This window comes from Paenibacillus sp. FSL K6-1318 (assembly GCF_037976905.1).
Lineage (GTDB): Bacteria > Bacillota > Bacilli > Paenibacillales > Paenibacillaceae > Paenibacillus > Paenibacillus amylolyticus_A.
In genome coordinates, this window is sequence record NZ_CP150270.1 from 5,023,261 (window position 1) to 5,045,132 (window position 21,872).

The window sequence follows — 21,872 nt, forward strand, 5'->3', positions numbered from 1 at the left end:
TATTACATAATTTCAATCATTACTAAATAACAGTATTTTGTATTTCAATACACAGCACATCGACACATGATTTTCCAAGGCTCAAATCCAAAAAGGCAATATTTACTTCCACACCATCCCCACTATCATAAATGATAGGTTGTTTTATCATTGAAAGCTGAGGAGTCCAAGGATAAAGCAAATAAACCTTATTAGCATTATACTTTTTGCTGTAAACATATGCTTGATACATATCTGATTGTGAAATGCCGTAATCAGGGGTTGTAGAAAGCAGCTTCCACTTCGTATCCAATACTACAACTCCAGATGGACCTCGAACAACAATGTCCGGTTTTAGTTGAAATCTCTTCGGACTATCGTACAAACGGTGGGTTCGATCCTGTGTCTTAATCTGCACGTAAGGGTGCACTATCATCTTCTTTATAATTTCAGCCACATATCGTTCAAAAACCTTCTCCATTGGAAAAAGAAGGGCACAAGCTAAATCTTCCCCTTTAAATGGTGTGAAACTTTGGCCTGACAGAAATAAGCGACACCACTCAAGAATCGTCTGATAATCCTTCATGGATCGATCCGTTGAAATACGAGCCCAATCCTGTTCTAGTTGAGCTGATATCTCGATGTTATCGAACACTGCCAGTAACGAGTATAAGTCCTTCTGATTTGCTGTACTCCTACTAAACCGCAGCAAGAACTCTATCGTGATCTTAATCAGTCGATTCTCAGGTCTATTGAGACTATACTCGTCATATGCGATGTAGAAGCGTTCTCTGTGAGAAGCGTTATACTTAATATGCTGGGAAACTTGCAGCTTCCCCTTATAGAACGACTCGTTACCCATACGCTCCTGGTAATCCAATTTCAATCCGCGTTTAACTAGTGTTCTTGTTTCTTCTATAAACATGCGGATGAAAACATCCAATAGATTGTTTTTCTCCGCTTGAAGGCTTGTAGTGCTGAATTGTTTATAAGGAATACCCTTGATGGACCGAAGCATTTGGATGAAGACACTTTTCGTTTGTGCTTCGGAGCTTTCGTCATTCCGAGAATATAATTTCGGTAGTATTTCAATTTGGGTACCATCCTTCATAGCGACTACTCCCACATAATTCTTGGCACTAATAACTTTTCCGATCCCCCTCTTGCTGGATAACGTCATAAATTCTAGGGGTTCCGCCACCCCTTTATCCCCTCTATTTTCCAGAATGAATTGCTCCAATCGATCAAAAGTCGACTCTTCTAGACATTGGTAACCAAGAGAAATCCCCTTGGTATTCTTGCACAAGAAACCATATTCTTTCATCGAAACTTTGGTAAATTTGGCGTTGTTGTTACGTAGTCTTTTTTTCATCTTCACACCCTATTTAGAGCTATTGTAATCATAGATTTTCCGATAGGTTTCAATCTGACTTAACGCAGCTCGATTGATTGTATAAGTGTACGTATCATCCAAATCAAAATCGCCTATACTACCGAACAACTCATTCAAATTAACCTCACTCATCACAATAAACTGTTCAGATTCTGGCTTATTATTGTCACTCAATACAAGGCGGATTTTTTCATAGTTATCATAAAAATACTCCTGAAGCAGTGGAATGATCGTATGCTCAAATATACGCCCTAACTTCTCCAAGGTTGGCTCTTTGTATAAGTCAAAAAAGTATGCGTGCCCTACAGTATGCTCCCGATCGTATAATACCTCGATTCGCCTATTCATTGAATCCAACATCTTTGGTAGGTCCAGCACTTCAGCATTAATCTCTATTGAATCAAGACAATCAGGGTTGGGCATCATTTCGGCAAATGAAAACCTTCGACGCAGCGCTGTGTCCAGTCGAGCTATTGAACGATCTGCCGTATTCATAGTGGCTAGGAGGTATACATTGCTCGGAACACCAAAATATTCTTGTGAATAAGGTAATTTCACCATAATTTCCTCCGGCAATCCCTTTCGTTTACTAGGCTCTATTAATGTGATAAGTTCACCAAATATTTTGGAAATGTTTCCGCGATTGATCTCGTCCATGATAAACACATAGTTTTTGTTATTCTTTTGAATGACGGAATCTACATGACTAGACTGTTGACGCTGTAAAATATCAAGCACATCCGAGAGCGTAATTCGGTTCAACCTATAGACTGACCCCAGAGTCATAACCGTGTTATCGTTCAATTCCAAGATGTTTTCTCGAATGTCCTTAACTAACCAGTTTACCTCCCTGGAACGCTTATAATCTTGCATATCTTCAAGCCATTCGTAATCTCCCGTTACCACACCGATAGCATCTACGGTTTCTTCATCGTACAAGACTAAAACAATGTCGCCGTGACGCATCTCATTCATAAAACGGGAAAGAATCATCTTTCCTCCATGCTGGCTAAAGTCCGTGTCTTCGGTAAGGATTTCGCCATAATTATCCCATCCAATGCGAATCCTGTTGTTATTGAAACAGTCTCTTTTAACTTGATTCTCTTTTGACCCTCCCAAGGATACTTTCCAGATTGTTGGTTCTTTACGGATTCCATAGTCGTTGCTAGGTTGCACAATTGGTTTTTCAGCCGCCTCACAGAAGCTTTTAAACACTCCTGGTACAATCTCGTAAGCTACTTCTCCAATCTCGGAATCCGTTAATTCTTCAGATACTATCCTTGGCTTGATCCCTTCGATGAATTCCTCATAACCATATGATTGATGAAAAGTGGTAAATACCACCTGGCCATTCGCCTTGTACGCTTCAAACCGCTCATTGATTCGACTATAACCGTTAGCCTTTTCTTCTTGTAGAATGGCGTTTAACGGCTTACCTTCAATAATGGAAATAGCATATAGAACAGTATGATAGGTTTTCCCTGTCCCTGGTGGTCCATATAGGATGGTATTCTTGTCTAGCATATGATTTTTGGATGAATTCATAATTAAGTCTCCCTTCGCAGTATTCAATTGTTCGTTCTCTTGGCTCGAAGCATTTTCAAAACCTAGTTTCTCTCTTAGAAAATCCTCAAAATAAACAAGACTGTATTGAAAAGCTTTATTACCAGTCCTTTCGTTCACTAGGTCAAAATTCTCTGCTTGTTCCATGGCTTTTCTCATGTTCCCATACTGAATTACATCTACAATTTCGAACACATTAGTCGTTTCAAGTTCAATATTCGACAGCTTTGCAGGTGAAGTAGATAAAGCTGATACATATTGCATGACAGTACCTTCGGAATAAGGTTGTCCGTTTGCTTTCTTCTTTCGTCTTAGCCAGTTGGTATATTCTTTTTTTAGCACTTTGGTCTGATCTGCCATTAACATTCACCTTTCAATAACTAATTTCCCCTCTATTACCGATCAATAATTTTTTGATAATAATTATGTATTTTTTGATATGAGTAACTAACGTAGAGAAAATAAATTAGTCAACCTGAAGTTTTCGACATTAAAAAAAACGTTAGAATGTAAAATTAGAGCATCAGGGCGTTTTTTGATCAATTTTCTCCCCCCACCTTTCTTTTACAATATTTCTATGAATCCTTTAAAAGGAGCGATTTCCCTCCTTGTCCTCAACTGATTTCTTCTTTATGTCCAAGTTATGACAATTCGACAAGAAGGTCTAATACCCTTCCATTTTGCGAAACTTAAATCTATGACATTATTTTGTTCTTTTTTTGCTACCGATTTGCACAATAATTTATTATAAAAGAACTCAACCGAAAAAAACCTCTCATAAAAGAGAGGCCTTTCAAATTCATTTATTTAACTGCAAATATAGTACTAATAGATGAAATTAACTGCCCAACTATATCAGTTCCTGCTTCCGCTTCAAAAATACATACAACACTACGCCAGATGCCGCACAGATCACAGCACATAAACCGATGAATCCATATCCCGCCTGAAGTCCGCGCAGCAGTCCCAACTGAGTCGTTGAACCGTACAGATTCTTCACGCCCTCAATCACCCAGCCAATCACATAGTTACCAATGACACTACCAACCCCCATCAAGGTAACCGTGAACGTAATCGCGGTGTCACTGCCGTTCGGATATCTGCGTGCGATAAACGCCATAACTGTTGGATAGATCATCGCTATGCCAGCGCCAGATATTGCAAAGAAAATCGCAAGACGCTCTCCTCCTGCCAGCGCTACAAACGTACATACTCCCGAGAATGCCGAGAACAAAATCAGTGACAATACAAATCCGATTCGGTCCGTCAGTGGACCTAGCAGCAAGCGTCCCAGCGAGAAGCTGAGGAAGAACGCAGACAGCAGCCCAGATGCTTTGACTGTGTCCCAGGTGTAGGCTTTCTCCAGAAAGTTAACGAGCCAACCTCCAACCGCCAGTTCCGATACCACGCCAAAAGAAAGAATGAGCACCATCAGCCAGATGGCTGGATCACGTGTTAACGTCTTGAGTGAAGTCCGATCTTCATGAGGAAGATCATCCCCTGGAAATTTGCTGCGCAGCGCCGCAATGATCGGCAGCAGACAGAGCGACAACATCACCAGATACATACCGCGCCAGTCCAGTTCGTGTCCGAACACCTTCAAGGACATGACACCCGTCGCCAGCAAAGGTGCTACCGTTGAACTCAGCCCATAGAAGAAATGGGACAGGTTCATCATCGTTCCTGTGTTTTTCACAAAGATCCGCGCACCCAGAATCGCCAAAGCAATCTCGAGCATGCCGTTACCGATGTACATGAAGAAGTACGATGAAGCGAAAAGTGGATAGGTATGAGACACATAAATGAACACACCCGATAGGATCATCGATGCAAATGATATGATGCTAACCGCCTTAATGCCCCATTTGCGAACCAGAATAGCCGTGAAGGAGCAGGCGATCAGGTACCCTAGTGCATTCAGGGACAATAACGTCCCGAGCTGTTTCTCATCCAGATTGAAGTCGAATTGAATGCGCGGAATGGCCGGCCCCTTAATATTTTCCGATATGCCGAATACGATAAATCCCAGAAAAATCGTTGCCAGTTGCATGGCGTACAGCTTGTTGAACTTTCGTTTGTTGCCTTGTGTACCTGCTTGCTGATTCAAAATAAGTTCCTCCATTGTGTTCAGAAAAATGATTGCACGTTATAACTACGATTGCAGTACCATCTTCCGACCGCTGTTATCCCTGTATTTTTTGAATCGTTCCTAAAGGTGAAAATACAGTGATAAAGGCGTTCTTCAGATTGGTTCTGCCCTCTCCGTTATCGTGTCAATGATTTGTACATTTGTAATAGGAAACATGGTTAAGCTTTATTCATAAAAATAGAATACTTGTAAAAGTTACTTTGTCCTTTACCACTGCTTCTCAATCACCTGAATGCGGTAGGTCAGGCTCTCCAGTGTAACAGCGACTAGTCCAGTCACATACTCGCGCCGAGTGTCTCTTTGGATGATCAACTCCGGCATATGCTCCTGTGGGATCAGGTGATCCAGACAGCCTTGTAACAGGTCATCCCGCATAGCCGGGTCCATTGTATCACCAGTAACGACAATTGCTGCCGGGTTAATAATCGCAATGATGGAGATCAGCGTCTTTGTGACGAGTTCCTGCAACCCTTCCGTCGTTTTTAACATGCGCAACTGCTCTTCCCGTGACACGCCAAAAGGTAAAAAGGACACCTCGCCCCCAAATTGCGTATTCCCGGTCAGCGGACGGCCATCAATGATAAAACCTGCACCCGGAAAATGGTTCTCCGGAAACGTAACTACCGCAAAGTTCTTCTCTTCCTCAAATTGCTGCTGGTTGTAAAGTCCGTAAACGGTCAAGTTCATGTCGTTGCCAATGACCACTTCCACGTCTTCATATTGCTCCTTAAGCCTTGGGCCGAGTGGCTGATACATTAACTCCGGTACGTCACAGATTCCAATAACGCCGTTGTGCGCCACCCCAGGTATACCAATACCAATCGCCTGCACATTGTGGTGTTGTTCGATCAGATTTGAAATTAGATCCTCTACCACCGGGACATTAATCTCATCCAAAATGAGCGTCTGTTCGTCCGCCATCTCTCCGTTCAGATTGGCATATGTATGTGTGATCGAGTGAATGCCGCCCTCTGTTCGAATAATCAGGCACAGTACGCTGGCGTAGTCTGCATTAAATTGATACCGACTCGCCGGTCTCCCCCCGCTTGATTCGTCTGGACCCAGATCGATAATCTCACCGGTCTGAAGCAACTCGTTCAGGATCGTGCCGCATGTCGCTACGCTGAGTTTGGTCAGGTTCGCAATGGAAGCTTTTGTGCCTACGCCCATGGATCGGAGCGTATTCTTCACCAGTTCAACGTTAATGCGCTTCACCTGTTGGGTGTTGTGTGGTGTGGGTAACATGCTTAGTTATATGCCTCCTTTCGTTCATTTCGAACCATTCAATGAATGTTTTTAAAAGTGTTTTAATAATTGAAGTGTAGGGGGATTTGGGAGGAAAGTCAATGCTAAATTGGGAGCGAAAAGCGTTTGGAGGGAAAGACAAAAAGACAGTTCAAGATCATCTTATATGATCCTGCACTGTCCTTTAGTTAAGGTGGTTTATGTAGACTGGCTCATTTGATTTGCCAAGATGCTCTTCTCCAGTCGGACTTCAAATAACTTTCGGTTTAGATCCTGTTCCATGGCATGTAGATGGTATGCTGCTTGTTTCACGGTATCCATTTCTAGCACACCTGCCTGCTTCGCGATGATGTCCATAGCGTCTAGGATGAGTTTGTTGCATGTGACCAGTTGATCTAAGTAATCGTCCTCTTGTTGGATGAGTTGTGCGTAGTGCGAAGAGAATTCTTCACTGTTGGTACTTGTCATGTCACCACTCCTAAAATTGGTACGCATAAGAGTACCAGATATACAAAAAGTATATGGTACGCTCATGCGTAACGTCAAGACCATATGGAAATTTTAGGAGTGATTTAACATGACAAAGAAAGTCGTTGTTAATATTCATAAACTCACTGAGAAACATAATATCTCACTGCGCGAACTGGCCCGATTGTCCGATATCCGTCATGCTGCGTTAAGTGAGTTGCAGTCTGGGAAACGTGAGAATATCAACTTTGCTCATATTGAACGGATTGCTGAAGCGCTGGGTATTGATGATATACGGGAGATTATTGAGATTAAGGAAAATTGATAACTCTAACTAGTCTTCATATGAAAAACTATTTAATATATTTTAATATAAGTTTACAGATGATATAATAACTATGGTGCCTAAATTAAGCTTGTGATAACTTCGGATACAGCCAGAAAGAGGAGACAAATGACTGTATACGAAGCTCTTAGTTTAGCAGTTGCATTTGCAACTTTAGTAGCTCAATTCGCACTTAATAGGAAATAATAATAGTAAGTATTTTAGGGTGCACTGCGTGAACTTTATAGTTATCATGTCGCCATAGTGACTGGTAGTACATAATTCTACAATAACTCTTCCGTCTCTAGAGTTATTGCTGAAAGTAAATAATAGGCTGTATTAATCACATTATAGTCAAAACCAAGGCACGGCAATACTTTAAAGTTAATCACGCCATAAGAAAAGAGGCCATTTTACATCAGCTGGCACTGATATGAAGTGGTCTCTTCCTTTATTAGTCAGTTTTGAACTCGGACATTTCCGCACTGTCTTGTTGGACAGCAAAATTAGTACGTAATTATATTCAAGATATTCTGTTTTACATGTCTTTTAAATAAGAAATATTCTTATGTTATAAGAAAAACCCTTCATTTAAATGACTATGCTGAGTTTGATCAATTGCCTGTCTTGACCAAACATCTAACTGACTTTCCCCAAAAACCGTCTCTGTTTCTGAGGCGACATTATGACCCGAAATACTCTTAGTAGCACGCTAATTATACCAGAATTAGGAGCTCTTATCTAGATAAAATAAATAACTATAATGCCATGAATATTTTGTTAACTTCTCTTTATCTCAATTCTAGAAACTAGACGTGCCTCTTTTCCTTCAGGTAAAGGATATAAAAATGCCCTCAATGATCCTGATAACTCTTCGACATATTGGTCGGATGACTTTCTAAGTATCTCTTCCTGCAAATTTGAGATAAAATATGAGAAGGCTAGTCCTTCTTGCATATCGTAGGTACTGTAATGTGGACCCTCCCCATGCCATTCAATCTCTTTTGTTTCCTGGCTCACTCCACCTGGCCACAACTTCAAGAAATATTTTGTTCCGATTGCGAGATGGTTAACGCATGATAGTAACTTATTGGATATCACTTGATTAATGTGTTGCTTTTCTAAGTATGAGTTATAATCAAATTCCTCTAATCTTTGAATGTAAGATTCAATTCGTCCGTAGGCATTATATGAAAAAATTCCATTGAACAAATTTTTATCTGAACTTCCACATATAATAGAAGCATTACGATTTGCTTTTTCTATAATTTCACATAAATTACTTGGAACAATTTTGGATTTCACTTCTATTATCCCGATAACATTCTCAGGAACCGTGATAATAAAATCTCCTTCTGAGAATAATAGAGGAAAAGAATGATCATATACAATAATATCAATTTGAGTAGAGAGAGCATCCTGATTTCGAACAAAACCTGTTCCAACAGAAACATGTTTGGGTAAAATACGTTTCAAATAATTCATAAGTATAATTTCTTTGTAGCGACCTTCTTCAGCCCAATGAGCATCATCAATAAGATGCCTAACTCTCTTTTCGTATGCGATAAATTCAGCAGCTACAGACTTCTGGTATTCTAAGTAATTTGGCATAATATTACACACCTCCGATTAACAACTTTAAAACTAATTTTACAACTATCAATACCTTTAATTCTTCTCTTGACTTCGTATCCATGATAATTTGAATAAACTTCAAATCTTTAAAATTTTCCACCAACAGTCGGCAGTTCGCGGTGATGAAAATTGAAAATTATTGAATCTGTTATCGGCATAATTTATTCCTATATTTTTATTATAGGATCGGTGTATTATATCATTTTGTAACATAAAGTAACAAACAGGCTGCTCCATCCTTTAGAGGACTTGTGGGACAGCCTGTTCAATAACTTGCTTATGACAGAGAACTTCTATCGATCTTAAATCGGCGATACCAGTACAACCTAGGTTGATGCAGATTCAGATCCTCTTTTTCTGGTAAAGGAAAGAAACAACACTGCTGAGATCACAATCCATATCCCAAAAAAGATATAAATGGAACCGAATACTTGAGTGCTTGCCCCTTTTGCATCCAATGTGGTTCCAAGAATCGTTGTTCCGATCGCACCAGCGATGAAGCTGCACATCATATAGACACCCATTCCAACGCCCGCCTCATGTCTTGGCAAAGTTCTGGACACGGTATTGGCAAGAGCAATCTGGGCAAATGTCAGCCCTGTATTCGCAGCGATAAGAACGAACAGAACTACACCATACGAACCACCTGTAAAAAGGTACAATAGCGTATACGCAATGAATTGCAATCCATAAGCCCACGAAAACAGATAACGGTTCCCTTTTTTATCCGTAATACGCCCGCCCAAGAGTCCGAATAATGCGGCAAACAAGGCTCCAGGCGACATCACCAACCCGATCTGTAACGCAGACAACTGATTGAGACTGGTTAACATCTGGGGGATCAGATAAGGTACACACAGATTCAGAGTCAACACCATGGACCCAATGAGAAGTCCGCCAGAGTAGCGTTTGTTTTTAAACAATTCAAGAGATATAAACGGTGCTGACGATCTTCTCATCCTTATCCAGAACAGCATGAGCGTCACTAACATCAGCAGCATCAGGAGTAAGCTTTGTCTTGTAATAGAAAGCATCAACAACGTAATAACGCCCGCCAGCAATAGCCCCCCTAGAAGATCTGCCTGTCCTCTCACACCCTTGTCATTACCCAGATATTTTCGAAAGAACGGTATTGTAACAAGTACCAAAATAGAAATCGCGAAGAGAAAACGCCAGCTTGCCATACTAAGAACGAACCCGGCAATGATTGGACCAATCGCTGTCCCAAGAGCCATACCGGCCGAAGTAATCCCCAATGCTCTGCCACGACTCTCTTCAGCCACATAACGAATTGGAATCAACATGGAAGATGCCGGGATAACGGCCGCCCCTACCGATTGTAGAATTCGAGCCACAATGATGAACATATAGCTGTCCGCCAGTACTCCGATTAGTGACCCCATTGCAAAGCAGCATAATCCAAATGTAATCAAATTTTTCAACTTGAACATATCAGCCAGCTTGCCATACGTTACCGACCCTATGGCGTATATAATGATATACGCTGTTACCACCCAGCTAACCTGGGAAGAGGTCAGTCCAAACTCTGCTCTAAGATCAGGCAGTGCCACATTAAACATGGTGGAATTCATGACAGAGATAACCATCGCAAAAGCTAAAATCCAAATTAATTTATACGATTGTGATTGTTGTGAAAGGTTTGTTTTTTTATCCATCATGTACTCAATTGCGATGCAACGGTGATTGTGCAACCACTTTCAGATCCAGTGTATCCATATTAGCCATAACGCGGTCCATCCGTAGCGGGCCAGGTTCATTCGGGAAAATAAAATGTTCATACGACTCTCCCAGTATACGGAAGAATGGCTCAAACAAACCGCACTCCAGCATTCCAACAAAGCGGGTATACGGTGCATCGAGACGATAAGCATGGGTAGTACCTTCCGGCACGTGGAGGAAGTCTCCTTCATGAAGCTGAATTTCTTCACCGTTCGCCCACATGGTCATTTGGCCTTGTACACAATAAAAAGTCTCCACATGATTCTCATGATAATGCTCTACAATAGGTTCACCCTTCGGTCCTTCTGTAGATACAAAAATGTAGGCGCCATCTGTATTTTTCTGAGACGCAAGAATGCGATGCAACTGATCTCCCGTTAAGAGACGATCCCCTTCCCCGCTCTCCAATACATAAGGAATGACTCCGCCGTGCACTTCACCTGTCTCAACAAGCTGGGAAGCACCCCACTGTAACTCTCCATCCTCAAAACCAATATCGGCTACCTTGGCGGCTTGGATCAAGTCCTCTTGCGTCCATTCGTATAGAGGCTGCGGTGGGTAATCCTTGAAAGAATAGGCCAAACCCATGACAGGAAAGATAGACGTGATATTTCCCGGTAATGAATAGGAAACGATACGATTTCGGTGACCTGCAAACCGATAGGCATGCTTTGTCCCTGGCGGTATATGTGCATAGTCTCCAGAAGTTAGAAGATGATATTGCCCGTCGATTACCAACTCAACTCTTCCTTCCAGAACCATTAAAGATTCATAGCTGCTGTTGTGAAAATGGAGGGGAAACACCTCTCCCTTGCTCCCGGCGATGGTGAACATTTCGAACTGTCCTCCTGTGCTGTCAGTATCCGCCATGATCGTAACTACCTGTTTTCCGAACGTATAACTCTTGCCTTCTCCTTTACGAAGTAAATAAGGCATTCTTGTCTGAGGCAATGTTTTCATTAATGTTGATGTCATTTGATTCTCTCCTCCAATCCTCTATTCATGTTTATTTTAAGGACTTCACCCTATATAAAAATGGTCTAGGGCGACCAGCCTATGGGCAAATGCGACATCTGATTGATTGAAGTCACTCGCTTGATCCATTAAAATTGAATAATAAAAAAATTGAAGAGGGAGGGGCCTCCTGTTTATGAATTTTAACGATTCAACCTATTACATGGAGCACCCTTTCCATGACACTCCCATTTCCATGCATCCGGTAGAAATACTAAATAACCAATGTCAGAAGCATGCGCATTCCTTCTATGAATTGTCTTATGTGACGGCAGGTGAAGGAACACTTTCGATTGATGATAGCTGTATCCCAATTACTCGTGGAGACCTGTTGTTCATTCCTACAGATACGAGACATGTGTTCCAGACCACAATGAATCAGCCTGTCACGCTCATGAATTGCCTAGTGGAGAAGCACATATTATCGGGGCCTCAAGCCATTGGTGACCGCATGATCTATGATGATATTGATGAGCTTACTCAACCATTTCGTACTCTGGGGAACGGCTTCAAAGTAACTGAGCACAAGAAAGAATTCGGGAAAATCATGTACTCCTTACACCTTGAACTTCAATGTAAGGAATCCGGCTATCGTTACCGACTGTATCTTCATCTGATGGACCTGCTAACTCGCATACGGCATGCCGAGCCAAGTGATCTTCAGTCTGAACAAGGAGATCTGACCGACCACATTCAACTTGCAGTGAACTATATATCCAGTCATTATGATGAATCCGCCATCCTTACTCGTTTGTGTGAGCGATTTGCCATAAGCCCTCGCCATTTTCAAAGAACATTCAAGCAGGTTACCGGGCTCACCCTGACGCAGATGTTACAAAATAAACGTATACAACGAAGTTGCGAACTGTTATCCGAAACCGATTGGAGTGTGCAAACCATTGCCAGAGAGGTAGGAATACAGGATATGAAATACTTTTATCGGATATTTAAAGAAAAATGTGGGATGACCCCTAAAGAATTCAGACAGCCTCAAGGGTCGTGATTCAAAGAAGTCGACGATGTTCTAAATTCAATTTGGTAAAATCAGATATTTAAATATAGAATTCATCAATAATACGTAATACTTGCTTCAATTAAATACGCTTTATCTTTAGAGTTCAATAATTCAGGCATTATGCTTTGAGGTGGCGGAAGATCTTCAACAGGTTCTCCATCCAAAAATAATTCAAGTGCTTCTTTCGCCATCACTAATGCTTCATCAATTGATTCGCCACAGGTGATACATCCAGGCAGATCAGGAAATGTAACATTAATTCCATCTTCAGCAAAATTAAAAATTGCGTAGTATTGGTAAGTTCGAATCATATGGGACACTCTCCTGTTAAGATTAATCATTCAATCCTTTGCCCTCCAGGATCGGCTGCATGTACTTCTCAATTCGTGACACTTTTGTTTTGGATTGCTTTGGTTGTGAGAAATAATAGAGATATGCCCGCTGACGTCCGGGTGTCAGTGCTTCAAATGCATCTCGGAAAGCAGGATTCTCATCGAATTGCTGCTGAAGTTCCTCAGGAACGCTATATTCGGCAGTTTTTTTCATTTCCACTTGCAGTCCAGCTTGTTCCACTTCAATCGCTTGCTTGATATAGGCTTTGATCATAGCTTCCTGCTCCACAATCTGCTCCAGACTGGTAAAACGAAGTTGGCGTTCTGCCTGTACATTCTCCGTTTGCTGGACCAAAATGCCGTGTGTATCCTTCAGCAGAGCGCCTTTGAAGAACAGGATCGCCACGTATTCTTTGAATCCATGGATTAAGACGATGTTTTTTCCATCGAGCATGTAACAAGGATGCATCCATTTCATATCCTCTGTCAGTTCAAAATCCCGAATAATCTCTCTCAGCTTTGTGGACTCTTCCTTCCACGTTTTGAGTTTCTTTAGATAGCCGTCAACTTTGCGATTCCCACTTGTATCCGTCATGGAGAAATACCTCTCTTTATCTCATGTTCTTATAGGTTCAATTGTACTGGTTTTCAGTGGATTGTACAGCGTTGCTTATAGAGCTTTTATTGACTTTTCCACTTGAATTCAAACCCTAAAATCAACAAAGACCAGCATCTTCGTAAATGTAATATCAACGGTGAAGGATAGGATTATCCATAAAGCAAAAAGGTCCATAGACATTCTATGGGCCTTTTGCTTTGGTTAACATTTCTGGCTTAAGCTAATATCCAGTAGTGACAATGTCTCATTTTCCAACATGGAGGAAGCTATCATCATGAAGTCTTCAGCCCCAATTTCAAATTGACCTTTACGAAATGGAAACCCCCAATTGCGATTTCCACGTGTAAAGCTAAGTTGGTCTAACAACGTTGCGATCTTTACTTCTCGACACGGAAGATAACGGAGATCTCGGCGAAAGGGTACAAATGATTCCGACATCTGATATTGGTATATCCTGTCGTCAGTAATTTGTCCAATAGCGGTAAACGCCTGAAGTGGCTTGCCTGTTGATACGTCTGTGCGTGGAGAATAGTATATCAGCCAGTCACCCGGAGACATCTGTCGCAACAGTGCTGACTTGCCATGGCACAGCTGCGCAAACCCTCCCTCTACAGCTACACTCACGTGAGAAGCAGATACAACACCAATCCAATATCTGCTGTCTGTCGTTTCCAATGATTTCAATGCTTCCGCTGCACTTCTCATCCTGCAACCAACTCCTTTTAATCTGTGATATTCCAAAGTATAAAAAAACACTACTGACAGGTGTATGTCAGTAGTGTTTTAAGATGTTTTTGGCTACTTCCTGCATTCGGAAGCGTAAAGACTCCGGCTTCAAGACCTCGATATCTCCACCCCAGCCAAGTAAATAATGCAAGATTTCCTCGGGATAGCGGACACGAAAATGAAAAATCACACCTTTCTCTTGCTCCTCGAATGCATCCATATAAAAATGAAGGGCCTCCATAATTTTGTCAGCAATTTCGGGTTTCGCCTTAATTATCACATGTTCGTTACGGTCTTCAGGAGGTCGATAACTGTTTAGGTCAAAATCCGGCGGCAAAAGGAACTGATCCTCCAGCACGGAGAGTTCAGTCATGCGTGACAAACGAAAATGACGGATGTCTTGTCGCATATCACAACGTGCGATTAACACCCAATTCTCCTGAACAAGTGAGAGTCCATATGGTGAAACCTCACGCATGTTATATCGATTGCCATCCGTTCCTGGCATTTTTTTCAGGTACATAAAGCTAATTTTACGTTGTTCCAAGATGGCATTACGTATCTGGTTAAGGTATGTTTTCACCCGCGCTCGGGTTAAAGGTTCAACCGTATGAAGCAGTCGCATCGTTTCCCGAACACGTGTGGATTCGTCACGAACGGATTCTGGCAAAATCGCTTCAATTTTGCGTTGAGCCGACTTAGCCTCCATCGCGTATTCTGTATCCAACCTCTGTTCGATAAAATCTGCTCCCATGAGCAGGGATACGGCTTCTTCTGCGGTGAAGCTTACTGGGGGCAGAAAATATCCTTCCATAAGGGAATACCCATGACCCGGAGCTCCCATTATCGGAACACCAGCTTCACTTAATGCCTGTATATCTCGATATATCGTACGTACACTTGTCTCAAATTGAGCAGCCAAATCTTCTGCTCGTAACATCTTCCTTCGCTGCAATTCAAGCGTAATCGCAAGCTGCCGCTCCGTTTTGTTCATTTTCTAGCCCCCACCGTTTCATCATCCAAACCTAACTCATTCTATCACAGTAACTTGCCCTTTCGTTTCGTGAATTACAGCAATGGAACGCCTTACATGCCACCAGAAGATGAGAATGTTTTAATTCAAAAAACCGATACCCAAAAGGATATCAGTTTTTTTTATCTTCTTTATATCTACTTTATATACGGTTAATTCTCTTCGTTACTTCTTACACGTACATGGCCAGCAACAAGTTATAGATCATCGTCGCAGCTTCCGCTCGAGTCGTTTCACTTCCTGCACGAACCGTATGGTCCGTATATCCGCTCACAATCTTGGCCTGCACCGCGGTATCCAGTGCTTCTTGTGCCCAAGATGGCGTCTGCGATGCATCGGCCATTCCTTTTTACCTAGTCTAGCAGACTACTGACAGCCGTGTGTGTCGCTCTTAAACTGAGTTTTGTAAAATATAGATACAATTTTCTATCTGTATAAAAATAGTATATTAACAATAATTAGAATCTAACTAATATCGATTTTATATACAAAAACACTTTAACTCCGACTTAAAAGAAGGTAATATATTCACATATAGGAACTAATGTTCTTATTTTTAGCGAAATTGGTTTCAAATTCTTTAGATATAGTTCCTAGATATTAGGGTAATTACACTGCACATGAAAGGGGTAGAATCCAATGAAAGAAGTACAAATTAAAGAAATAATTGATGTCGAACTCCAGCGGATGGCATGGAGACTCCAGTATCACGGTAGGAAAGCAGCGAAGCAGTATCCCTTCACTTTTGATTTCACAAGACAAGAATCCTTCGAAGATGAAATCATTGACGAGTTAAACGTCAAAGATATATTAAGTCTGATCGATAAGGAAAGTGGAAGGAAGGTAATATATTCACTTTACGTGGAGGACAAAAGTGCTAAGGAAGTCTCAGTTGAAATGAATATTAGTGTTCAGGGGGTGAATAAATGGAAAAGAAAAACACTAGAGGATCTACGAAAGAAGATCTCACCCGACTACTCTTCCAAGCTAGAGCTGGAGAAGAACAGGCAACACTTAAAATATTAGAACTTTATTACCCAGAAATGGAGAAATTAGCAGAAACAATTAGAATGCCAAAAGAAGATACCATACAAAGTTTACGGCTCGAACTAATCGAGTTTATTAAGCTTTTTCCTACACAATAAAATTAAAGAAAGCAATACTATGGATATTTTTAGCCATAGCTTCTTTTTTTGTAACTTTTTGAATGATTGGACGTCTACATACTATAAGTACATTGAGGAAGGATGAAAAATTTGAAAGCAAAAAAAAAATGGCCCTTCGTGGTATTAAGCAGCTTTGTCGTGATAATTCTGGTAATCGTCTATTTCGTTTTCTTTTCAGATTATATGAAAGGATGGTCTTCACCAGCAAAGGAACAGCAATATTACACTGGCACCATCGTTGAAATAAAAGAGCAAAACAGTAAAGTAGACGGAGACAAGGTACTTTACTCCATCGTACTGGATAATGGAGAATATCTGAATGTAACGAAAAATTCGAGGTTTTATGTTACTTCGAGTGATTTTTATCAAGCAGACGCAAAATTCAGTAAAATGCGAATCGAGGCTGATTTCGATGAAGTTAAAGTAGGTGATAAAATTGAAAGTTGGACGAGACAAATAAATAATCATTTATTTGAAATATACGAGTTAACTATCAAATAAACAAAGAACAAGCCTTGGATAAGGCTTGTTCTTTGTTTACCCCATTAATTTTTATTTATCAATTTAACCATGTTCCATACATATCTTCCCGGGGTCGGATCTGTACCATCTGCTTTGATCAGTTCACCATTAGCGTACACTTGCATCTGAACGGAACCATCACCATCCAAGAAAACAGCGTTATTACAACCAAGATTTTCTTTAAAAAAGTCTCTTAAATTGTACAAGGTTTTCCATATTGTTGATGTCACTAAGTATGCATACACACCATTGCTTTCATTTTTAAAACCTAGTCCAGCCCGTCTTGTTCCAGGAATACCAGCGTGTACGTTCCACATTTCATCTTCGTGGACGGTCTTAAACTGGTCTTCTGTCCCAGTTAGATGAAGGCTTCCCCCGCCAATAATTGTTTTGAACTGTAAGTTACCAACTTGTTGCTTTAAATTTGGAATAGTTGTGCAGCGGGTAATTCCTGCTTTAGTAACACCATTATCTAGGTAAGTAAAAAACGTACCACGATTCCGTGTCCCCCCTGCATTGCTTCCAGGATCTTGGGTTGCACCATCATAACTGATTGAGAGACCACCTGTTGGAGGCGCAGTATATAGATTTGATGCAAAAAACCCCCCATTAATACCATAATTGTTTGTAGAACAAACCGGTTTCTTAATAACTTCTGAGACAATATTACTAACATGAGTCTTGATTACACGATATCCACTACTTTCAAAATAAGTATAGTTAGTAGCCATTCTCTTATCCCTCATTCTTAATTTAGTAAAGACGGGGAGCAAGAGGAAATGACCGTCCCAAGCCTTTCTATCCTCTTCGTCTTTCACTAACTAAGGAGTTTTTATTCTGTAATTAGAAACCAATATTCAACTTTTTTAGTTAATGGACTGTACTAAACGTTGAAATAAACAGAGACCATCCCTCTCAGGATGGTCCTTGCTTCATTCTATTGAGATTACACGTACATGGCCAGCAACAAATTATAGATCATCGTCGCTGCTTCCGCTCGGGTCGTTTCACTTCCTGCACGAACCGTATGGTCCGTATATCCACTCACAATCTTGGCCTGCACCGCTGCATCCAGTGCTTCTTGTGCCCAAGATGGCGTCTGCGATGCATCGGTGAAACTTGGTTTAACGGAGGTATTACCGGACATTCCGGCTTGTGCATCTGAACTTACTTTCAGCGCATTCGCCATCATGACAGCCATCTCGGCACGGGTAATGGTCCGATCAGGCTTAAATGTATTATCACCGTAGCCGTTCACAATTCCGGCTTGCACTGCTGCGGCAATATCACCTTTTGCCCAGTCTGGCAGACTACCTTGATCTGCAAATGTCAGATCCGACTCCACGGACTTCAATGCCAGCGCCTTACTGAGCAACGTAACAAACTCTGCCCGTGTGATCTTCTTCGATGGTTGGAACGTACCATCTGTGTAACCTTGAATGACGTTCATGCCCAACAAACGATCTGCGTAGTCGGAAGCCCAGTGTCCATTCAGGTCAGACAGATTCACCGGTGTGTAACTGGACACAACGAATGTACCCAGATGATTAACATTGGCCGTTATGCTTCCTGCTGCATTCATCTTGCCACCGATAAATACCCAGCTCTGACGAGCTTCATTATAATAGTAGATTGCAGGTTGAGTGCCTTTCGGCAGATCTGCCGAATCCAGATTCAAGCTCAATGCCGCCCGCTCATTCAACGTTCTTCCGCCACTGCGGCTGAACTGTACAGCTTGTCCAAGTACATTCAGGGAAGCTGTATTCTGCAACTCGTCCTTGGCAACCACGGACACTTGCAGCGTATCCTTGGAACCAATGGCTCCTGCTGGAGCGTTGAATTGTACGATGTCTTTCAAACCGGCTTGGACTGGCTGATTCGCTTCCACCTCAACCTTCACTTCAGTGGATGAATCTGACCCCGCATCCGGGTTCGTTGGTGTGGTTGGAACGGTAGGCGTTGTTGGCACACTTGGTGTGTTTCCTCCAGAATTCCCACCGGGGTTGCCTCCATTACCTCCACCTGAACCCCCGCCACCATTACCTGAGCGGGCTTGTACAGTCACGGTACGGATAACTTCCTGCGCTTCATTACCAGCGATATCCTTCACGTTATACCGAAGGGTGTAGATCCCTGGTGCTTGTGTGTTCACCGTGCCATCCACCTGCACGGAACCACGGATGCCGACATTATCAGAAGCCTGTGCTCCAGGCTCGTTATACGTATCTCCCACGTTCAGCGTCATCTGGCTGCTACCTTGCAGGGTGATGACGGAAATCTCACGGTCTATTTTAATGACCAGAGGTAAAGTATACGTTTGTTCCAGATCGTCTGTTGCTCGGAATAAAAGGTTGTGCTCTCCAGGCTCCGTTACCTCCAAAGGTGTATTCTCTGTATAAAGTTCGTACGTCTGCCCTCCATCACGGGACAACTCGATAATCGCGGAAGTAGCAGGCGCGTATACTGCGCTGGTTACACTAACGTTTACAGACTGGTTCGTCCATGTATCCGTGTGATACGGCTGGCCGTCAGCGGTAGTCATATTGCTTTTTAACACTAGCACCTGATTATTCGTGCCTTCCACAATGACAGTGAACGTTTTGAGTTGAGATTCCGTGCCACGTTGCACGATTGCCGTCAGTTCCAATCTCTCATTATTGTCGGGTTGGGCTAGTAGCTTGCCCTCGTTATTCATTAGTTCCGGGTTAGAGCTGGACCAGCTAATCGTTGCTCCATGCTTCCCTTCAACAGGAAGGGTAAGATCGGAATGGACCGCGTTAAGATCGCCCAGATCAATTGCTTGAAGTGTATCGGTTACCGCCTGTGCGTCACTGTACGGTGTGGCACTCACGAAGATTGGGTTGGAGTAGAACCACAGATCGCGATAGTTACTATTGTTAATTTGATTAAAGCGTGTCGTTGCATCAGCTGTCGTATTTTTCGGATCAAGCTGTGGTTCACCATTTACAGTCTCACCTGTCACGTTCATGCCCAGATTCGTACCGCGCAGGCGGAAATACTTGTCCTGATCTGTGGCTTTGATCTTGTACGTAATGACATTATAGCCTTCGGCATCTGTCGTCCAATCTTTGGATGTGAAGGTAGCCAGTACTTTGGTAGAGTCGTTGGTGTCTTTGGTATATGCGGCTGTACCCTTCTGGGCCTTGGCTGTCACATCCCCAGCGATGAGATCAACGTGATCCACCACGGGTACTTGTCCAGCGGACGTACCACTGTTGATTGGATTTTCATAGTTGTTGCTCGTCGTTGGACTCTTGAAGCGGATCTTCAGCTCAACTTCATCGCCTTGGGTCACATTCAGATCTCCGCCCATCTCAACCTGAGCACCCGCTCCGGAAGCCGTGAAGTCCAATGCGTTGATCAGATCACCGAATACGGAAAATGATTTCCCCGAACGCAGTCCATCCAGTACTGCCTGCATGCCTGTACCCTCAACCCAGGAATACGTCTTGGCATATTCGCCCGGAAAATAACCACTGGAATTCGTGCCAATCGTCTTGAAATGATAGTCCGAATTGCCATAGTTCCAGAAATGACGTCCTTCTCCCAGCAATGCATCCCACAGACCGCCCACTTTGGCGACCATATAGTCTACACCGCCGTATGTACGGTACTTGTATCCATCATCAGCCGTCGGATTAGCCACATTGTAGCTTGTGTTGTACCCTCCACGATCCGGTTCCATCTGGTTACCCAGCATGCCTTCGATACCGAATACCACTTGTGGAGCCAGATCGTTGAAATCACGGAAGTCCGCGATCGTATATTTGTTTTTGCCTCGTGAAGGATGGTTGATCATTGCATAACTTGTCATTGGATAGTTCGTTGCGAGCCAGTTGATGGCAGCCAACGCATCCTGATGAGACGTGTAAGCACGCCCTCCGTTCTGATCCCATTTCGCTACGTCAGCTGCATTAAACAGATTCGCTGCGCGATTCGTGAAGCGGTACTCGAATTCCTTGGCAGCGTTAAGCGCTTCGGTTGAGTTCGGCTCATCCGTAAGAATCCCCACCCCAACGTGTTCATGTGTTGGCATGTCCCATTCGAAACCGGAGAAGATCGTTTTCCCTGCGTATTTGCCTGCATCCTGAAGTGCCTTGATCTGTGGTACCTGATATTCATTCATTCCTTGGGACATGGGTATTGACCCATTTGGAATGTCTACGCCATTGTGATCTCGCTTGGATAACCGCAAATGATCCGTAAGCGCGATCCAGTCCAGTCCATATTTTGTTAGACCCGCATCGAGTACGTCCTCCAGTGAAACCTGTGCATCATCAGACTCAAACGTATGTACATGCAAATCTCCCGTTTGCCAAGAACCTGTTGTCGAGCTGTTGATCGATGTGTTATCCCCCGCATCTGCATAGGATACAGCCGTAGGAAAAGCACCCATGACGGTCCTTCCTCTCGATCCAATTTTCGTCTGTGTATATAATATTCACAAAATCCATATCATGAGGCACTGCTCTATCGTGAATAACGACACAGAGATAATCCCCTAATTTCTGGACTGAAATCCCTTCCTCATCTTCTTTCCATACATACTGATTTGGTTGCATGACAAGCTTGTTCTTGGGAGATTTGGTAAGTATGGATGCTTTGGCATCTTCCCCTTTTACACTAACCAAAAATGCCGATTGATCATTCACGATTTTGACTTCCGCGTATTTCAGATGATGCATTTTCAGAAAGCTATGAATTTCTTCCTTGGTAATCGGTTCACCACTTGCGCCATTTGTTAACATAAGCATGGATAACATTAATTCAAATAAAAATTTCATCTTATGTACTCCTTATCTACTAAAACTTCGTATTACGCTGTTAAGCGATGTAACTGATAATATCAAAAATATGGAATTCTAACAATTGAATCACAGTATAACAAAAATCGTTCTTAGTTCATTTCTCCGTGTTTCACCCAGAT

At 42.3% G+C, this 21,872-nt stretch carries 21 protein-coding genes; 5 read left to right on the top strand and 16 right to left on the bottom strand.

Annotated elements, in window-relative coordinates; genetic code table 11:
* Positions 1-22 precede the first annotated feature (22 nt).
* The 5 genes from NYE45_RS22285 to NYE45_RS22305 all read right to left on the bottom strand — a co-directional run bounded on the left by NYE45_RS22285 (position 23) and on the right by NYE45_RS22305 (position 6,797).
* Positions 23-1,351, bottom strand: coding sequence for an McrC family protein (locus tag NYE45_RS22285; protein WP_340014044.1), 1,329 nt, complete (start codon positions 1,349-1,351; stop codon positions 23-25).
* A 9-nt stretch (positions 1,352-1,360) separates the two neighbouring features.
* Positions 1,361-3,295 (bottom strand): AAA family ATPase, encoded by a 1,935-nt coding sequence (locus NYE45_RS22290; protein ID WP_340014045.1) that lies wholly within the window; start codon positions 3,293-3,295, stop codon positions 1,361-1,363.
* A gap of 490 nt (positions 3,296-3,785) precedes the next feature.
* Complete coding sequence (locus tag NYE45_RS22295; RefSeq protein ID WP_340017422.1) at positions 3,786-4,985, bottom strand: MFS transporter; 1,200 nt, start codon at positions 4,983-4,985, stop codon at positions 3,786-3,788.
* Between the two features lie 306 nt (positions 4,986-5,291).
* Positions 5,292-6,329, bottom strand: coding sequence for an ROK family protein (locus tag NYE45_RS22300; protein WP_340014046.1), 1,038 nt, complete (start codon positions 6,327-6,329; stop codon positions 5,292-5,294).
* Between the two features lie 198 nt (positions 6,330-6,527).
* Positions 6,528-6,797: a hypothetical protein gene (locus NYE45_RS22305; RefSeq protein WP_340014047.1), complete on the bottom strand. Its 270-nt coding sequence runs from the start codon at positions 6,795-6,797 to the stop codon at positions 6,528-6,530.
* 109 nt (positions 6,798-6,906) lie between these two features.
* On the opposite strand from NYE45_RS22305, the gene NYE45_RS22310 reads away from it, so the two are divergent.
* Positions 6,907-7,122: a helix-turn-helix transcriptional regulator gene (locus tag NYE45_RS22310; RefSeq protein WP_340014048.1), complete on the top strand. Its 216-nt coding sequence runs from the start codon at positions 6,907-6,909 to the stop codon at positions 7,120-7,122.
* A gap of 780 nt (positions 7,123-7,902) precedes the next feature.
* Here NYE45_RS22310 and NYE45_RS22315 read toward each other — a convergent pair.
* The 3 genes from NYE45_RS22315 to NYE45_RS22325 all read right to left on the bottom strand — a co-directional run bounded on the left by NYE45_RS22315 (position 7,903) and on the right by NYE45_RS22325 (position 11,472).
* Positions 7,903-8,733 carry a DUF6602 domain-containing protein gene (locus NYE45_RS22315; protein WP_340014049.1) on the bottom strand — a complete coding sequence of 277 codons (831 nt, stop codon included), beginning with the start codon at positions 8,731-8,733 and terminating at the stop codon, positions 7,903-7,905.
* A gap of 350 nt (positions 8,734-9,083) precedes the next feature.
* A complete protein-coding gene (locus NYE45_RS22320) occupies positions 9,084-10,436 on the bottom strand; it encodes an MFS transporter (RefSeq protein ID WP_340014050.1) in 1,353 nt (450 codons plus the stop codon).
* Between the two features lie 4 nt (positions 10,437-10,440).
* Positions 10,441-11,472, bottom strand: a complete 1,032-nt coding sequence (locus NYE45_RS22325; protein ID WP_340014051.1) for a quercetin 2,3-dioxygenase — start codon at positions 11,470-11,472, stop codon at positions 10,441-10,443.
* A gap of 175 nt (positions 11,473-11,647) precedes the next feature.
* Between NYE45_RS22325 and NYE45_RS22330 the strand changes: the two genes are divergently transcribed.
* On the top strand, positions 11,648-12,514 hold the full coding sequence (locus NYE45_RS22330) for an AraC family transcriptional regulator (protein WP_340014052.1): 867 nt from the start codon (positions 11,648-11,650) through the stop codon (positions 12,512-12,514).
* A gap of 65 nt (positions 12,515-12,579) precedes the next feature.
* Here the strand turns inward: NYE45_RS22330 and NYE45_RS22335 are convergent, their stop codons facing one another.
* The 5 genes from NYE45_RS22335 to NYE45_RS22355 all read right to left on the bottom strand — a co-directional run bounded on the left by NYE45_RS22335 (position 12,580) and on the right by NYE45_RS22355 (position 15,579).
* Entirely contained in the window at positions 12,580-12,837 is a 258-nt protein-coding gene (locus tag NYE45_RS22335) for a type II toxin-antitoxin system HicB family antitoxin (RefSeq protein ID WP_340014053.1), read from the bottom strand.
* A 22-nt stretch (positions 12,838-12,859) separates the two neighbouring features.
* A complete protein-coding gene (locus NYE45_RS22340) occupies positions 12,860-13,453 on the bottom strand; it encodes a YdeI family protein (protein ID WP_340014054.1) in 594 nt (197 codons plus the stop codon).
* A 225-nt stretch (positions 13,454-13,678) separates the two neighbouring features.
* On the bottom strand, positions 13,679-14,182 hold the full coding sequence (locus NYE45_RS22345; protein WP_340014055.1) for an EVE domain-containing protein: 504 nt from the start codon (positions 14,180-14,182) through the stop codon (positions 13,679-13,681).
* Positions 14,183-14,249: 67 nt separating this feature from the next.
* The gene (locus NYE45_RS22350; RefSeq protein WP_340014056.1) at positions 14,250-15,197 is read right to left on the bottom strand and encodes a YafY family protein; all 948 of its coding nucleotides are present in this window, start codon (positions 15,195-15,197) and stop codon (positions 14,250-14,252) included.
* Positions 15,198-15,408: 211 nt separating this feature from the next.
* Positions 15,409-15,579 carry an S-layer homology domain-containing protein gene (locus tag NYE45_RS22355; protein ID WP_340014057.1) on the bottom strand — a complete coding sequence of 57 codons (171 nt, stop codon included), beginning with the start codon at positions 15,577-15,579 and terminating at the stop codon, positions 15,409-15,411.
* A 296-nt stretch (positions 15,580-15,875) separates the two neighbouring features.
* On the opposite strand from NYE45_RS22355, the gene NYE45_RS22360 reads away from it, so the two are divergent.
* The 3 genes from NYE45_RS22360 to NYE45_RS22370 all read left to right on the top strand — a co-directional run bounded on the left by NYE45_RS22360 (position 15,876) and on the right by NYE45_RS22370 (position 16,903).
* On the top strand, positions 15,876-16,262 hold the full coding sequence (locus NYE45_RS22360) for a hypothetical protein (RefSeq protein WP_340017456.1): 387 nt from the start codon (positions 15,876-15,878) through the stop codon (positions 16,260-16,262).
* Positions 16,163-16,381 (top strand): helix-turn-helix domain-containing protein, encoded by a 219-nt coding sequence (locus tag NYE45_RS22365; RefSeq protein WP_340014058.1) that lies wholly within the window; start codon positions 16,163-16,165, stop codon positions 16,379-16,381. The genes NYE45_RS22360 and NYE45_RS22365 overlap by 100 nt, the downstream gene beginning before the upstream one ends.
* Before the next feature lie 111 nt (positions 16,382-16,492).
* Positions 16,493-16,903 carry a hypothetical protein gene (locus tag NYE45_RS22370; RefSeq protein ID WP_339789677.1) on the top strand — a complete coding sequence of 137 codons (411 nt, stop codon included), beginning with the start codon at positions 16,493-16,495 and terminating at the stop codon, positions 16,901-16,903.
* Between the two features lie 44 nt (positions 16,904-16,947).
* Here NYE45_RS22370 and NYE45_RS22375 read toward each other — a convergent pair whose 3' ends face one another.
* The 3 genes from NYE45_RS22375 to NYE45_RS22385 form a co-directional block, all read right to left on the bottom strand.
* Positions 16,948-17,655 (bottom strand): phosphodiester glycosidase family protein, encoded by a 708-nt coding sequence (locus NYE45_RS22375; RefSeq protein ID WP_339789674.1) that lies wholly within the window; start codon positions 17,653-17,655, stop codon positions 16,948-16,950.
* Positions 17,656-17,870: 215 nt separating this feature from the next.
* A complete protein-coding gene (locus NYE45_RS22380) occupies positions 17,871-21,341 on the bottom strand; it encodes an S-layer homology domain-containing protein (protein WP_340014059.1) in 3,471 nt (1,156 codons plus the stop codon).
* Positions 21,295-21,729, bottom strand: a complete 435-nt coding sequence (locus tag NYE45_RS22385; RefSeq protein ID WP_340014060.1) for a hypothetical protein — start codon at positions 21,727-21,729, stop codon at positions 21,295-21,297. Before NYE45_RS22385 ends, NYE45_RS22380 begins: the two co-directional genes overlap by 47 nt.
* Positions 21,730-21,872: the final 143 nt, after the last annotated feature.